The 368-nt window shown below is 51.4% G+C and carries 1 protein-coding gene; it reads right to left on the bottom strand.

Translation table 11 applies throughout. The annotated features are described in order from the left end of the window. A partial coding sequence (locus tag AB4585_RS29460) for an aminotransferase class III-fold pyridoxal phosphate-dependent enzyme (RefSeq protein WP_372172382.1) occupies positions 1 to 368 on the bottom strand: 368 nt, incomplete at both ends.

Here is a 368-nt window from a genome sequence, read left to right as displayed (position 1 = left end):
TGCATACGTGCCGCCTAAACCGCCCGGTTGCGCCGCATCCATGATTTCAGACTTACCCACAACAGCAGAGATAGGGAAACCGCCTGCAATGCCCTTAGCTAAGGTCATCATATCCGGTTCAATGCCCAAGTGCTCTGTTGCGAACATCTTACCTGTACGCGCAAAGCCCGTTTGAATTTCATCGGCAATCAGTGCAATGCCGTGTTTGTCACATAGCTGACGCAGTGCCTGTGCAAACTCGGCCGGCGCTTTGTAAAAACCACCCTCGCCTTGCACTGGCTCAAAAATAATCGCAGCAACACGTGAAGGCTCGATATCGCAGCTAAACAAATCTTCCAGTGCCTGCATGCTTTGCTCAACGGTAATAC

The organism is Vibrio sp. 10N.222.49.C9 (assembly GCF_041474985.1).
GTDB lineage: Bacteria > Pseudomonadota > Gammaproteobacteria > Enterobacterales > Vibrionaceae > Vibrio > Vibrio crassostreae_C.
This window is presented reverse-complemented; position numbering and strand designations above follow the sequence as displayed.